General features: G+C 46.9%; 10 protein-coding genes. 1 reads left to right on the forward strand and 9 read right to left on the reverse strand.

Going from position 1 to position 12,883, the window contains the following annotated elements; translation table 11 throughout:
• Nucleotides 1-18 precede the first annotated feature (18 nt).
• The 9 genes from CHB92_RS18155 to CHB92_RS18190 all read right to left on the reverse strand — a co-directional run bounded on the left by CHB92_RS18155 (nt 19) and on the right by CHB92_RS18190 (nt 10,954).
• Nucleotides 19-669: a hypothetical protein gene (locus tag CHB92_RS18155; RefSeq protein WP_089320662.1), complete on the reverse strand. Its 651-nt coding sequence runs from the start codon at nt 667-669 to the stop codon at nt 19-21.
• 80 nt (nt 670-749) lie between these two features.
• Nucleotides 750-1,127 carry a hypothetical protein gene (locus CHB92_RS18160; RefSeq protein WP_089320663.1) on the reverse strand — a complete coding sequence of 126 codons (378 nt, stop codon included), beginning with the start codon at nt 1,125-1,127 and terminating at the stop codon, nt 750-752.
• A gap of 32 nt (nt 1,128-1,159) precedes the next feature.
• Nucleotides 1,160-1,333 carry a hypothetical protein gene (locus tag CHB92_RS25905; RefSeq protein ID WP_179223098.1) on the reverse strand — a complete coding sequence of 58 codons (174 nt, stop codon included), beginning with the start codon at nt 1,331-1,333 and terminating at the stop codon, nt 1,160-1,162.
• A 1,301-nt stretch (nt 1,334-2,634) separates the two neighbouring features.
• Nucleotides 2,635-3,450 carry a helix-turn-helix domain-containing protein gene (locus CHB92_RS18165; RefSeq protein ID WP_179223099.1) on the reverse strand — a complete coding sequence of 272 codons (816 nt, stop codon included), beginning with the start codon at nt 3,448-3,450 and terminating at the stop codon, nt 2,635-2,637.
• A gap of 729 nt (nt 3,451-4,179) precedes the next feature.
• Nucleotides 4,180-4,923 carry a hypothetical protein gene (locus tag CHB92_RS18170; protein ID WP_106219160.1) on the reverse strand — a complete coding sequence of 248 codons (744 nt, stop codon included), beginning with the start codon at nt 4,921-4,923 and terminating at the stop codon, nt 4,180-4,182.
• Between the two features lie 91 nt (nt 4,924-5,014).
• On the reverse strand, nt 5,015-5,545 hold the full coding sequence (locus CHB92_RS18175) for a lipid-binding protein (RefSeq protein ID WP_089320666.1): 531 nt from the start codon (nt 5,543-5,545) through the stop codon (nt 5,015-5,017).
• 23 nt (nt 5,546-5,568) lie between these two features.
• Complete coding sequence (locus CHB92_RS18180; RefSeq protein WP_179223100.1) at nt 5,569-6,204, reverse strand: DUF5011 domain-containing protein; 636 nt, start codon at nt 6,202-6,204, stop codon at nt 5,569-5,571.
• A 19-nt stretch (nt 6,205-6,223) separates the two neighbouring features.
• Entirely contained in the window at nt 6,224-7,696 is a 1,473-nt protein-coding gene (locus CHB92_RS18185) for a SusD/RagB family nutrient-binding outer membrane lipoprotein (protein WP_089320668.1), read from the reverse strand.
• A 33-nt stretch (nt 7,697-7,729) separates the two neighbouring features.
• Entirely contained in the window at nt 7,730-10,954 is a 3,225-nt protein-coding gene (locus CHB92_RS18190; RefSeq protein ID WP_089320669.1) for a SusC/RagA family TonB-linked outer membrane protein, read from the reverse strand.
• 971 nt (nt 10,955-11,925) lie between these two features.
• Here CHB92_RS18190 and CHB92_RS18200 point away from each other — a divergent pair.
• Complete coding sequence (locus tag CHB92_RS18200) at nt 11,926-12,855, forward strand: helix-turn-helix domain-containing protein (RefSeq protein WP_179223101.1); 930 nt, start codon at nt 11,926-11,928, stop codon at nt 12,853-12,855.
• Nucleotides 12,856-12,883: the final 28 nt, after the last annotated feature.

Consider the following 12,883-nt stretch of genomic DNA (forward strand, 5'->3'; position numbering starts at 1 on the left):
GCGTAGCCACAGCCTAAACTATGAACCGTGTTGTACTTTGTCTTTTTTCCTTCTTAGACTTGTGAAGACAGAGAGAATTAAAAGCATGGCTAAAGCCAATGATATCCCGAGCAGCCAATTATTCGTGTTGCTTAGCTCTTCTGTAGCATTGCTCAATTCATTTATTTTTGCTTTTGCCACTCCTAACTCTCGTTCTGCTACGCTTTTTTCAATGATTAAAGCTGTACCCTTTTCTTCACCATAGTCCTTAGTCAATCGTCTAAGTTCTTCTAACTCATTTTCATTGACTTCTTCTATCGGGGCTGTTCTAGAGCATATGTTAGTTGACAGTTTACCATTATCGCTGTAGGCATAGATGAGGTACTTTTTACCGACTTCAAAGGTATAGTCACAAGAGCCGTGGCTAATCTTTTCAAAAGTCCGCAACCTATACTTTGGATGATAGTTGCCTTTTAGGGGTTCAATCACCTGAATGGTGTAATAGGTATAGCTCAGCCCACTTGCCAAGTAAAGCTTATCAGGTGATGATTCCAGTACTTCGCCCACAAATACCTGATAAGCCCCTTTCCAATTCTCTTCTATGTTAGCAGAAGGTCCGATGCATTGGCATGCAAAGGACTTGCTGGCAAGCAACAAACAGATTATGGAAATGGAGAAAAATTTACTCATTTAAGATGTAGTACAACGGATTAGGCCATAAGGCGGCGCAGCTGGCTTATGGGTGTGGTTAGCACAGTGTCGTTTTTCTTCTATTTTACAAAGTAGTTGAACTGAATTGGGTGCACCTGTCCATGCAGAGTTACTTTTGCCTCGAAAGTATTAATTCCTTTCTTTGGTGCTTTGGCTCTATAAAGGTACCTAATTCCGTAATCTCCCTCTTCCTGCTTAACTGTATAGGCTTCTTCATTTTTTATACTTATAGATGCGTTTTTTATGTCAGCAGGATTCAGGTAAACAGAAGCCTCAAAAGGAGCCGACGCCGACGCAGTATCATTGTTAAAGCTTACTGATAAGTCTTCTTTTCTATAGTCATACTTGAAGACTTCCTTCTTTTCATAACCTCTATCCTCACCTTGGGCAAGCCTATAAAAGACATCCCAATTCAATGGGCTGTTTACCAGTTCCACAGATTCGCTTACCTTGTCTCTTCTTGTAAATATCAGTTTCCCGTTTTCATCTTAACCTCAACCACAGAACTGTCAGCCATCATTTCTTTTAATAATTCTTCAGAGGAGCCTTCATAGAACTCTACATTCCTGTTGGGCCTTAAAAGGTAAAACAAGAGTAGCGACAAAAAACCTACAAAGACAATCGCAATTATTACCTTCTTCATCAATTATCTATATGTGCTAACTACTGGCTAATAGGAGTACCTACTCCTACTATCTGCACTATGTATGGAAGTCCTCCTGCCTGCTCTTTTAACAGTTTTGATGCTTTTAGTACTGTTTTAGTGACTTCCTCCATAGTATCTTGCTTATTCAATATAAGAAATACTATGAAAAATCCAGCTTCTTTCACTTTATTTCAGGTACACCAGGCTTAAAGGTGAGAGTGGATTCAACCCTAACTTGTTCAAACTTCGCTTTACCACCTTCTACATAGCTCATGGACTCTATTTATTGGTCTAAATCACCTTAATATGGCAATACTAAGGATAAACTCCCATCATTGATAGTCCAATTCCTTTAATCGTAGTTACCCGTATATAAGCGGGTAATAACACGGATAAACAGGGATACCAGTCTATAAAGTATATGTTCCAGAAGCTAAACTGAATCAGTTCAGTAATTAATATAGCTTGCAACTGCTCAGAAGATGAAGCATTCAGTCCAATTCGATGATGGGAGGTAGAACAGGGTTAGAAGAGGCTCTCTACCCCTATAAAAAGGAAAAGGGCAGCGGTTAAGCTACCCTTTCTTGTTGGCAACATCCCCACGTGCTTGCCAACTTCCATGTGTGTCTTAAAGTCTCCGCTTCTTTTGTCTATGTTGGTTCATCGGTACTTTAAGCCCAGCTTTAACAAATCAGTCTTATGATACAGTTAAACTAAAAGAGGTCGCTCCACAAACTAGAGGCTACAGTACTCCTGTACTTTCGCCTGATCTCCTCCCTCAAAAGTTCTACACCTAGCCTACCTGTACACGATGTGACCACCAACAGACTTGAGGTTACGAAAGTACTCATCTTCATCATTTAGACAAAATAAAAGCAACTGCCGAAGCTATGAGCACACTTACACAAAGTTTGGGAATAATCTCGTATAGTAAGCTTCAATACAGCCTAGATAAGAAGCCAGCAAATTTTTTAAACTTCTGTTTGCACGCCTTTTTATCAATTCTGAATACATACCCCTTTTTCTAGCCGTTCCAAATGGGACTATCTGTATTATGGTCTGGTTTCTTGATCTTCTCCTGACCTGCCTTCTTCTCAATCATTGTCACCTTCCATCTTGCCATGTAGGTCTTCGACCAATACCAGAGAACAGCAGACGCTTATATGAAAGAGATGCAATCCTATCTGCTTTTATTAAGCTCAACGACAATGGGTGTAGGCTTCCTGGCTGGCCCATGTGCTCTCTTCAAATAAAGTGCTTTCCGCTTACTGTCCCGTCCGCTCTTACAGCAGGGATGATTATGATATAACAGCTTTTGAAGGGGATACTCCTTTGATTTTCTTAAAGCTTTTGCTGAAGGCGGCCAGGTCGGTGAAGTTCAGGGTGTAGGCGATCTCGCTCCAGCTTAAGCCCTGTTTCCTCAGCCCTACGCTCTCCCCTATTCTTTTCCTAAGCAGGTAGTTGTAGGGGCTGTCACCGAAGCACTGCCGAAACAGCCTATAGAACCTGAACTCGGACAGGCAGCAGGCCTCCGCCACCTGCTTCATGCTCAGGTCCGTGAAAAGACTGTCGTCCAGCACCTCCTTGCCCAGGAGTAAGCGGCGGAACAGTTCCTTTCGAGTGGACAGCCTGGAGGTCTTCAGATTGTAATAGGAGCTGATCGCCTCTCTGTTCTCCTGCACAAGGAGGGTGATAAGCTCATAAATAACCTCTATGGCAGGCCTTTCAATTTTGTGTGAGGCAGATGCGTAAACAAGGTTATTTAAAAGGCTCTGTAGCTGCTTGCCAGCCACAGCCTCCCTTAAAAACAGATCTGGCGTTAACAAATACCTGCTAATGTTATGATAGCTGTCAAGCTCATCTGGATTTAGCATCTGCAGTAACACCTCATTCACAAGCTTCACATCCACATCAACGCACACGCTCCATGTCATTGCATTTTGTATCCCAACATCGAGGGTGTCCACGGAATCGTTGACAAGAAAGTATTTTCCATCTGAAACACTATAGTGCTTTCCCTGCAGCCAATAACTCTCCTTTCCTTCTGCCGCAAACTTTAAGCCCAGTCCACGAGGTCGGACCTCATCCTCAAAAGAGGTGAAACAAGAACTCATAACCCGGTTCTCGCTTGTTGTCCGCTTCAAACTATGATAGTTTGTCGCATCCACATGTACTACCTCACAACTACTACTATAGGCTGTGGCACCCGCCCGAAAAGGAATTTGTACTCCTGTATTCATTGATACTCTAAACTGATAAGCTAAATATAAAAAGAGTTAACTACAGGCAGCATACTCTGAGGTAAAACAGCAGGATAATACAAGATAGCACTGCAGAAAGATGCCTTCCTTTGTAATGTAGAACGAAAGGAATCTGTAGCTCCATAAGCAGTACTCAATACTTTCTTGAAAAGGAGTCTTAGCGTTTGAGGCCGGTTCCTTCTGTTATATGTACTATAAAGCATTTAAAAAAGAAGATAGCAATTTCTTAGCCTGCACACTTTGCTGCCTCTTCTAGGCAAGTGTAGCCGTAGTGGTCCCTCCAGGGTTACTGTTTGTTTAAAGTGAGATGAAAATATCAGTTTCCACTGCGGCTACACCTGTTCCTTTAACCCTTAACCTATGACTTCTAAGTGTTTCTTTAAGCACAACACCAGCAAATCAATCTCTTTGAACCAGTAACTTTGCACAAAGGCAGGGAAAACCAGTTTTAAAACCAGCATTCATTTTCGAGAGCTTAAAGTTTGACTCCTTAGCCCTGACAAGAAGCACCCAAAGGCTTAACCTACTTCCTGTCCTTGGGGAACCTGAAATTAATTATTCCTTTCATACTGGCTTCAGAAGTTAACTCTGTGGGAAAGAGTTGTAGTAATTAATCAGCCTGACAGCATCTTCCCTTTTTTTCAACTTCAGCTTATTGCTCTTAGCGTAGCGTTTCATATCATCCTGGTAAGTCCCAAAGAGGTTATAAATGTCCTTGTCTTTGACTTCAACTACCTGGCTGTTGCTCTCCATACAGAGCGTTTCTTTCTTCCTGAAGCCAGACCTCTTGCTGCCTACATCCATAATGGGGGAGTAGTTTGGCTTTTCCCTTATCAATTCAATCCGCACAAGTAACTGTGCTCTTGCCCCTGAGGTGAGTATCTCGTAAAACCCAGTGTGAGTATCAGAAGGCCCCCCCAGGCTTTTACTGTTTATGAAACGGGTCTTAGGGGCTGTGTTACCCTCTTTCAGCTCGAACTGCCTGACGTAATTTCCACTCAGTACTTTTGTCCCCTCTTGTGTGGCAAGCTCAAGCACGTTGTTTTTAATGTCATACTTGATCAAAACATTGGCTAATTCGTGTCCAGAGCTGGTCAATATGGTTCCCTCACTCCAGTCGTCCCGTAAGTACACGGCTGCTTCTACAGCACCTGCTTTTTCACTGATCTCCTGAATGTTATCGTACATAACTATTCCCACCTGCTGCATTTTAGCAATATCCACTGGAGGTGTAACGAGCATGGGAGCCCCCCTTTGGGCGTGCGCCCATGCTGTGAACAGCACCGGGATGATAGTGAGCATTATTTTGATTCCTCCATTTTTCATAGTCGTGTTCACGGGTTAAAGGCTAAAAGCTTTGCAGTTGTTAAGGAAGAGAAAAAGGGAGTGTTAGGCTCCCTTTTTACTAGTATCATATTTAGTCTTTGTAATCGTCTTCTGGGAAACCAGTTCTTCTGTGACCAGATACATGATAGGTAGTACCTGGGTCATCGCTAAACTCAACCCGGAAGTAAATACTGTCTGTCTTTACTTTAGATCTGGATAAGCCGCTTCCGATGAATACCTTTCCGTCCTGGATGGTCACATTGCCATCAACTGGCTTTGCGTCCTCATCCAGCGCCGTGTTCACAGCCTCATTCACCGCAAAAGATAGTTTGCTCATGTCCAGGCCGGACCTAACCTTGTAGTTTTTAAAATTGCCCCGGTCATCGACCCATATTTGGCTCGCTGTGTTAGCTGCTGTGTTGTATGTTAAGAGAGGGGTATAGCCCACATGCTCTACGTCTTCAAACACGCCCGGGCTTGTTTCCACCTTGTAGGTCACCCACCATTCTCCTGATACAGGGTAAGTGGCTGTATATGTCACTTCAGGGTCCTCCTTCTCACAGGAGCTCAGCGCGCCCAGCAACAAGAAAAGGGAAAGACCAGGTATAAGTTTAAGTTTCATGGTGTTGTCTCTATGTGTTCTACTTATTGTTTCTGCCAGATTCTTTCTCTACCCATGATGCCATAGTCTAGCAGGTTCACTTTTAGGGTCATTTTGCCGTTACTGTCAATTTTCCCAGTACCACTCACAGTACCATAAACACTAAGAGCTGATTCTGGCAAGACAAGGTTCTCTCCGTCTGTGGTAAGGATATAAGCACCAATGGTGCTCCCTCCCCAAACGTTAGGCTGTAGGTATAAACCTGGCGCCAGCTTTTTAACAGTGACCTTGGGAGATCCGGAACTGTAAACATAGTCCCCCGAGATGTCTACGCCTTCCTGCTCAGCAGCTGACAACACCGCCACAGTTCGCGTCACCTTACTGCTGAAGCCGTCTTTGTTTGTTGCTGTGTAGGTGATATCGTACACCCCTGGGGTATGGATGTCCACTGTGCCGGCTGCTGTTACTTCTATTTCATCCCCTTCTTCTGTGGCTGTGACGCCTGCCTCGTTGTAAGCCTCTCCCACGACCAGCGACATATACTGCTCTCCCTTCATCGTAAAGTCTGGGAAGTAAGTAGTTCTTGACAGCCCTTCCGAATCAAGTTCTTTCTCGCAGCCGCAAAAGAAGAAAGCTGAGAACAATAGAAGCAGTAAACAGGAAATATTTGTTCTTTTCATAAGCAATGCTTTGTTTGAGTTATTTAACATCCCACCAAACAGGTTTCGTAATCGGTTCAGGTGTCTGTGGTGCGTTCGGGTTGCGCTGTACTTCATCCTGGGGCCACGGCAACCGGGTTGGGAAAAGCTTCCCAGACGTGATACCCTCTACAGGATAAGTAAACTCCCCCGGCTGATAAGCAGCATTTGTGGCAGCGACCTCGCTGGTTTCCGGATACCCTGTTCTGTTTCGTTCCAGGAAAGCCTCCAGGCCCTGGTAAGTGCCCGCGAAGGAAGCCCATTTCTGCACGATGATCGTCTCTAACCTGTCCTCGAATGAACCGTTTGCCGGATATGGATACAGATTCATCCTCTCGGAGCCGATCTGCTCAAAAGCAGCATCTACCCCTTTGCTGTAAAGAGCAGCCGCATCTCCTGTACCGAAGCCACGTAAAGCGGCCTCCGCCTGCAGAAAATAGCTCTCTGCCTCAGAGATGAAATACACAGGGGCTGTGGGCAGGATCAAGGCTCTTGAGACAGTAGCAGGCACCAACTGTGAGGTTGATATGCCGGATGTCCCCTGTACCATCGCCTTTTGTCCTCCGGAACCCGGCAAATATACTTTGTCCAGGCGGGGGTCATTGTTAACCTGCAGGAACGAAAAGAAAGTATTACTTGCTTTCAGGTTCTGGTTTGAGTTCAAAGCGGTAGTCTGATCCATTTCATACAGCGGGTTCCGCTTGCTGGTCGCGTCCGTAAAAATGGCCATGTCCGCAGCTTCGTCTAAGAACTCAGCCCCTGATGCATATAGTGCTTTTATGCCGGCCTCTGCCACTTGTGGGCGCGCGTAGACCTGGCGCATGTAAATCTTCAGTTTCAGGGTATTGGCAAAGCGTACCCACTGCTGCATGTCTCCGTTGAAGACTACGTCTCCCTTACCTAGCTTGGCATCCACGCCACCGCTAACCGGTAGCGCCAGCGCTTTATCGATTCTTACTACCAGGGAGTCATACACTGCTTGACCGTCACGGAAAGCAGGACTTAGGTTTTGCTTTGTCTCACCCTGCCCCGCCTCATCGAACGGAATCCGATCATAGAGGTCGACCAGCACCTGGTAGTTGTAAGCTTCCATCACGGTTGCCATCAGGTAGGCGTTCCATTCTTTAGCAGCAGCGGCCTTTTCCTTTACAAACCTGTAGTCGTTTAAGGCACCCGCATATTGCTCTGTCCACCTGTTGTTGAAGGAGGTAGGCTGGATGTTAAACTGGTCTATGCTAATATACTGGCTGGAGCCATTGTTCTGGGTGTAGTACTGGGACCAGATTCCTCCCAGTATGGCATATTCTCCACCTACGGCACTTGCAGTAGAGGTAATTGCCGCAGGCAGCACATACTCTACCGGAGCGACCACCGGGTTATTAGGATCTTCATTCACATCCAGAAACTCTTTGTCGCAGGACGAGGTGGAGAGTAGCGCAAGCGCTACCCCTATAGTTAAAAATGTCTTCTTCATAATGATGCTTATTAGTCTGGTAAGTGATTCCGGTTAAAAACCGACTTTGAGGCTGACTCCGAAGCTCCTGGTGGTAGGGCCGGAGGCAAACTCTCCGACTTCGCTTGTCAGATCGTTTCCAAATGTGGTGGACTCGGGGTCAATGATGTTGTTGTTCTCCGGAGTCCACATCAACAGGTTTCTACCCACCAGGCTGATGTTTACAGAACTGAAAGGGGTTTTTGCTATAAGAGCGGAAGGCAGGCTATAGCCAAGTACCACTTCCCTCAGCTTCACAAAGCTCCGGTCCCGCAGGTGCTCCCGCTCGACAGGAGGGTTATAGCTATCGTTCCAGTAGTTGGCAACGTTCTCCATGTCGATGGCGGTCGTATTTTCCCTCGTGATCAAGTTGCCGTTCTCATCCTGATCGATCTTTCCATCTCCGTCTGCGTCCACACCTACCACTGAGTTGGGCACGATAAAGGGCTGGCGGTCATTGTAGAGTGTGTTCGTGGTGTTACCAACAAATTGGGTCAGACGCTGCGTATAGGAGTAAAACAGGCCACCCTGCCTGTAATCAAGGCCCACCGAAAGGTTGACACCTTTGTAATCGAAGGTATTGTACAAGCCCATCAGGTATTTGGCCTGTGCATTGCCCAGGATCTCTTTCTGCGTCGTCTGCAATGGGAAACCAGTGGACTCATTCACAATGATATGCCCTTCAGCATCCTTCAGGTAACCCGGCCCTTTAAATACGCCAAGCGGTTGGCCTTCAATAGCCACGAAGTCCGTGTCATAGTTATCCGAGAGTAGCACTTGCTCCAGCCCATCTCGCAGCTTTAACACTTTGTTGCGGTTATTGGAGAAGGTATAGCGCACATCCCAGCGGAAGTCATTGGTTTGCAACGGGGTAGCACTTAGCAACAGCTCCAGGCCCTTGTTCTCCACCTTTCCGATGTTCATTACCTGAGTGGTGTAGCCTGAAGAGGCGGCAATAGGCACTTCCAGAATCTGATCTGTCGTGGTTCGGTTATAGTAAGCCACATCCACATTGATGCGGTTTCTTAAAAAGCTTAAACTCGCCCCGACCTCATATTCGGAAGTGATCTCCGGCTGAAGTAAGCCGTTGCCGATCTTGTTGTCTAACTCATATGCGTTTCTGCCGTCGATCGGGAACAGAATGTTACCGAAGCCTAAGCCAATATCACCCGGTATAAGCACAGAACTAATACTATAGGGCTCTGCATCGTTGCCTGTCTGCCCCCATGCCGCTCTCAGCTTACCATAGGAGAGGACGCTTGGTAGGAATTCCGGGAATACCTCAGAAAACACAAAGCTGGTGTTGACCCCTGGATAGAAGAACGAGTTGTTGTTCTTAGGCAAGGTGGAGGACCAGTCATTGCGGGCGTTCAGGCTTAAGAACAGGTAGTCTCTGTAAGAGAACTCTGCCTGCGCATAGGCTCCGTACAGCCTTCTGAGGGACTCTGTGGTAGACACGGTGGCAGGGTCCGAGGAGTTAGACAGGTTGTAATAGCCTGGTATGCTCAGGTTTGTTATGTAGGCAAAGTTCTCCTTGCTGTACCGCTCGTTCACGTTATACCCCAGGATGCCGTTTAAGTGCAGGTCTTCCGTTAAGTCGTTATTCGAGGAAAGGATAAAGTCTGCATTCAGCTCGCGCGCAAACCTTGTTCGTTCGTTTACGCGACCGGGGGAATTGGTACCACCACCTGCTAACACGGGGCTGTCTTCTGCCAGGGTATAGGCAGCGATCCAGTCTTTCAGCTGCCCGTTCGAGATGTCACCGCCTCCGCGCGCCGTTGCCGTCAGCCAGTCCCTCAGTTTGTAATTGATACTAACGTTACCGTAGATGCGGTTTTCCTCATAATCGTTGCCGTTCGCTGAAAGTACATAGTAAGGGTTCTGTGCATATCCTGTAAAGAAGTTATCTAGGTTATTAAACTTATTATGTATGTCCTTAAAATCCACGATGCTTATGTCCCTGGGAATCTGGATCAGTTCCTGGAACAGAGTGGCACCGCCGCCGTCCCCCTGCCCAGTGGTAACAACCGATGCATCCTTGCGGGCAAAGTTTATGCTTGAAGAAGCGGACAGTCTCTTCCCCTGTGTTGACCCCCTGAAGGAGAGGGTGTTTCGTTTGTAGGAGTCCGCATCAGTGGGAACAATACCGTCTTCAGTGGCATTGCCGTACGATAGGTAATAGGAAGACTTTTCGGTGCCCCCGCTGATAGCCAAGGTATTCAGGAAAGACGTACCTGTCTCGTAGAAGTCTCTCAGGTTACTCTCCTGTGCTTTAAAAAGCTTCAGCTGCTGGGAGTTGTCCACCACGTTGCCCCACAGGTGCTCTTTGCCATGCAGTTTGGGCCCCCAGCTACCGTTCTCGTTGGTCAGGAACTCGCCGCTCCAACCCTGTCCAAAGGTGTTCTGCAGCTGTGGCAGGAACGCAGGCGCAGAAACAGTAGCAGAAGTTGTGAAATCAACGCTCAACTTCTCTCCGACTTTTCCCTTTTTCGTGGTAATTAGAATGACACCGTTTGCAGCCCTCGATCCATATAGGGACGTAGCCGAAGCCCCCTTCAGGATAGAGATAGAGGCGATATCATCGGGGTTAATGTCGTTTGCGCGGTTACCAAAGTCCTGTGTTCGGTCCACCGATCCTTCCTTACCAGCCTGGAAGTTCCCGGCACCGTTGTCAATCGGCACACCGTCCACCACATAGAGGGGGTTGTTGTTACCGCCAATAGACGAGTAACCCCGCAGGATTACTTTCGTGGAGGCACCCGGCGCGCCCGAGGCGGTGGAAATGTTCACGCCGGCCACTTTTCCCTGTAGGGCGTTCATCGGGCTGGAAGCCCTGGCTTTCGTGATTTCCGCTGCCTGTACTGTGCTTGCGGCATAGCCAAGAGACTTCTCCTCCCTTTCCACGCCCAGAGCAGTAACAATCACTTCCTGAAGCTGCTTGGTGTCCGATCCTAAAGCCACATCGACCGTGGAAGCCTCCCCCACCACTTTCTCAACGCTAGCGTACCCAATAAACCGGAATTGCAGCGTTGCCCCGGTTGCAGGAATGTTGATTGTATAACTTCCGTCACCGTCTGTAGCTGTTCCTATGGTAGTTCCTTTTACCACCACACTTACTCCGGGTAAGGGTTGGCCTGTTTCCGCCTCCGTCACCCTTCCTGAAACAGCCCGGTTCTGTGCCCAGGCCTGGCTGATAAGCGCCAGGAACAGAACCAGGTTCAATAAAATAGTTTTTCTCATAGAACTAGTTTAGGATAAATAATTATTGATTAATTGGTAATTACATGCTGCTTCGGCATCGAAACACCGATTTAGGGACAGTCAGACAGGGCTTTGTGCATGGACGATTCCCACTTCCATGAAACTAAAGGAGAAGGAACGCTGACCTTAAAAGATGGGATAAACACCCCGCAGTGAGGCTGAGAGAACTACTACTTAAATATTATCTACTTTATTTACCACGTTAATTTTCTAACCAATTTAACTCTGTGGCTCAGCTGTTCACTGCGGAGGTGTTATTCCATTTTATTTTATGTCGTGTTTGGATCGTGAAGCCCGGTAAAGCCAATCGCTTTTCCGCTCTATTTACACCTGCAAAGAAACCGGTCTTTTTTAGAGGAATCTTGTACAATCCTGCCTATTATAATATCCAGCTAAAATTGTAAGGTGTCCTGATATGAAGAGGTGCCTGGCCAGGACGGCCACACATGTTACAGCAGAGGGTGTATCTTGCTAAATCAAGTTTAGTCCAATAATGGCTAGTAGATAAAAACGCATTCTTCATCTAGGAAAAATACCTGTCCCTATAAATGGTTTTGTGGCTTCCGGAAATATAGGGTAATTCACAAACTGCCTCTTTCTGTTAAACGATCAGGACGCTTTAAGTAGCCTGTCCTACTTTCTTGTAAAGACTGACGCTTGCCTGTCAAGAGCCATCAGAGCTTAACTAGCAAACAGGAGCACGGGCAATCTATCAAAAGGACTGAACCCGCATCAGGGCCCCAATATTGGCAAGCGCTTCTACAATACCTGAAGCAGGCACAGAAACAAGGCCAGGGTAGCGTAAAGGCGCCGGGGTTGTTTAGAAAAGCCTGTTTTTAATATCGGAGCCAGGGGGTTCCCAGGAGGAAGTATCGGTGAGCTTAAACTGAAAACAGGTTCTCTCCAATAGGGAGGCACCGCTACATGCTTGTAATTATATGGAGGATAAAGTGAGACAGAACAAAACAACTTCCGGGAACTCCCTTTACAGCGGAAACTGTGAGATTCTGCATGTGAACGACAACAACTGCAACATACTCGAAAAGATTAAGAGCGAAAACTGCATTATGAGCACCCTCTCTACCTCACTCGAGTCTGAGTTGCGCCCAAAGGGGCTTGCGCTCAAGTTCACTGCCGAGGGCTTAGAAACCTACTGGTTTCAAAAGAAACACTTCCATGTCTCCAGCGGAAAGTACCTTCTGGTCAATGAGACCATTCCTGCCATGGATGTGGTCATCAAAGGGGTGCCTACCTGGGGTATGTGCGTTGATATTGACATGCAACTTGTAAACGATGCCCTGTACCAGTTGCTATACCCCGACGATCTGGACGGGTATAACAGCATAAGCCGTTTCTTGCTCTCGCCCGAGCTATTCGTGCGGGAAGCTGTCGCGGGTGCTCAGCTCAAAAGCCTCTTAAATAAGTTTATCTCCATCTCTGTCTCAAAGGAGTACAAGGCACCAGGGCTGGAGCTAATTTACGAGCTCATAACATTGCTTATACAGGAGAACAGAGAAATGGTCAGCTCCTATTATAGCCTTCAGACGTCAAAGTTATCTACCCGTCAGGAGCTGTTCCGCCGCTTACTCCTGGGCAAGGAGGTACTGGATGACAGCCTTTTCACGGACCTGAGCATGAAGCAGGTGGCGGAGGCCTGCTGCCTGTCCGAGTTCAGGTTTTACAGGTTATTCAAGCAGTGCTTTGGCCATAGCCCCTACAACTACCTGTTTAAGAAAAGAATCGAGAAGAGCATGGAAATGAAGAAGCAGGGCTTAAGCTGGAGCGAGATCGCCTACACCCTAAACTTCACCGACCTGGCCGCCTTCAGCAAAAGCTTTAAGAAAATCAAAGGACTTCCCCCCTCAAGGTACCCGCTTTAACCCTTGACACTCCATGTGGAAGAGAGAG

Origin of the sequence: Pontibacter ummariensis, from assembly GCF_900188175.1 — a bacterium.
GTDB classification, from domain to species: domain Bacteria; phylum Bacteroidota; class Bacteroidia; order Cytophagales; family Hymenobacteraceae; genus Pontibacter; species Pontibacter ummariensis.

Excerpts from the sequence above, each read along its gene's own strand:
- CHB92_RS18175 (WP_089320666.1), bottom strand. The coding sequence starts at position 5,545 with ATGAAACTTAAACTTATACCTGGTCTTTCCCTTTTCTTGTTGCTGGGC.
- CHB92_RS25905 (WP_179223098.1), bottom strand. The coding sequence starts at position 1,333 with ATGAAGAAGGTAATAATTGCGATTGTCTTTGTAGGTTTTTTGTCGCTA.
- CHB92_RS18165 (WP_179223099.1), bottom strand. The coding sequence starts at position 3,450 with ATGAGTTCTTGTTTCACCTCTTTTGAGGATGAGGTCCGACCTCGTGGA.
- CHB92_RS18170 (WP_106219160.1), bottom strand. The coding sequence starts at position 4,923 with ATGAAAAATGGAGGAATCAAAATAATGCTCACTATCATCCCGGTGCTG.
- CHB92_RS18185 (WP_089320668.1), bottom strand. The coding sequence starts at position 7,696 with ATGAAGAAGACATTTTTAACTATAGGGGTAGCGCTTGCGCTACTCTCC.
- CHB92_RS18180 (WP_179223100.1), bottom strand. The coding sequence starts at position 6,204 with ATGAAAAGAACAAATATTTCCTGTTTACTGCTTCTATTGTTCTCAGCT.
- CHB92_RS18190 (WP_089320669.1), bottom strand. The coding sequence starts at position 10,954 with ATGAGAAAAACTATTTTATTGAACCTGGTTCTGTTCCTGGCGCTTATC.
- CHB92_RS18155 (WP_089320662.1), bottom strand. The coding sequence starts at position 669 with ATGAGTAAATTTTTCTCCATTTCCATAATCTGTTTGTTGCTTGCCAGC.